General features: G+C 67.6%; 2 pseudogenes. Both read left to right on the top strand.

Features of this window, described 5'->3' with window-relative positions:
- Positions 1 to 267: pseudogene (locus H926_RS31230) on the top strand (gfo/Idh/MocA family oxidoreductase); the annotation flags it as partial.
- Positions 268 to 270: 3 nt separating this feature from the next.
- A pseudogene (locus tag H926_RS35240) lies at positions 271 to 744 on the top strand (beta-galactosidase); the annotation flags it as partial.

Here is a 744-nt window from a genome sequence, read left to right as displayed (position 1 = left end):
TCGATCCTGCACCCCGGCCACCAGCAATGGGATATCGTGGTCAACACGCCTGATGGCGAACTGGTGCTGCGCGATGGCGGGCATCGCCTGGAAATCGACGGCACGCTGCGCCAGGAATCCGGCAACGACGAATATGCCCGGATCTATCGGCGCTTTGCCGATCTGATCACGCGGCGGGAAAGCGATGCCGATGCCCGGCCGCTCTCGCTGGTGGCCGATGCCCTGCTGCTCGGCACCGTGACCACCGGCCCTGATTTCGAGTTCTAAGCCATGACCATCTCACCTTCGACCGACCGCCGCACGGCCCTTGCCCTGGGCTTGGCCGGCCTTGCCACCAGCGCCGCGCCTGCACTGGCTGCAACGGCCAAGACGGCTCTCACCACGCCGGCCGCTGACGCGGCTGCGTCGCCCCGGCGGCGCGTGCGCCTGGCCGATGGCTGGCGCTTTGCCCTGGGCCATGCCGCCGACATGGACCGCGATTTCGATTTCGGCCGCTATCAGCGCACCTATGCCAAGCCCGGCTTCGATGTCTCGCCCGCCACCCAGCCCGATTTCGATGACAGCGCCTGGGCCAGCGTGCGCGTGCCGCACGATTGGGCGGTGGAACTGCCCTATGCACCGCCCAAGGCGCCAGTGCCCAAGGACAAGGAAGACATGGCCGCCGGCCATGGCTTTCGCGCGATCGGCCGTGATTTTCCGCAGAATAGCGTGGGCTGGTACCGCTGCAAGCTGCCGGTGGGCGCA

Source organism: Novosphingobium sp. B-7, from assembly GCF_000410615.1.
Lineage (GTDB): Bacteria > Pseudomonadota > Alphaproteobacteria > Sphingomonadales > Sphingomonadaceae > Novosphingobium > Novosphingobium capsulatum.
This window is presented reverse-complemented; position numbering and strand designations above follow the sequence as displayed.